The sequence below is a fragment of the Vibrio sp. 2033 genome (assembly GCF_033339735.1).
Genome location: NZ_JAWOVC010000852.1, coordinates 1 through 515, shown reverse-complemented (window position 1 = coordinate 515; position 515 = coordinate 1). Strand labels below are relative to the sequence as shown.

The 515-nt window shown below is 48.3% G+C and carries 1 protein-coding gene; it reads right to left on the bottom strand.

The features are described 5' to 3' along the window. Nucleotides 1–458, bottom strand: a 458-nt coding sequence (locus tag R7P74_RS29455) for a CNNM domain-containing protein (RefSeq protein WP_318124290.1), incomplete at its 3' end; no start/stop codon positions are given. Between the last annotated feature and the right edge of the window lie 57 nt (nt 459–515).

The following is a 515-nucleotide window of genomic DNA, read 5'->3' as shown; positions in this document are numbered from 1 at the left end:
GCTAACCAATGAATAGGATAGGCGACCACAATTGCGATGCTTTCCGCGTTGTTTTGAGCACAACGTTTTGGCACGAGCTCACCGATGATGATCGCGGAGTAAGTGATCAAAATAACAACGCTGGTGGTCGCAAGAATGGTGGCGACTTCGCGCTCTAGCCCTCGGGCAACGAGCCAGTGTTCAAAAGGAATGGACAGCGTTGCTTCACCAAAAATGCCACTGAGTAGACCGATGGCAGTAATTCCGATTTGGATAGTCGAAAGAAACTGGGTAGGGTTGTTTTTTAGTTCTAAAGCGAGCGCAGCAGGTGCGTTGTCTTCGGCCATCATTTTTAGTCGGCCGCTTTTCGCCGCGACTAGCGCGATCTCAGACATAGCGAAAATGCCATTTAGTGCGATCAATCCAACAAGCAATAAAATGTCCATGGAGCCTTCCAGTAATGCACACGTTAGCAGCATAACGAGATTCTTACGCGAGAAACGTGAGGTTGTGAATAATTCAACGCGTCATGCCAA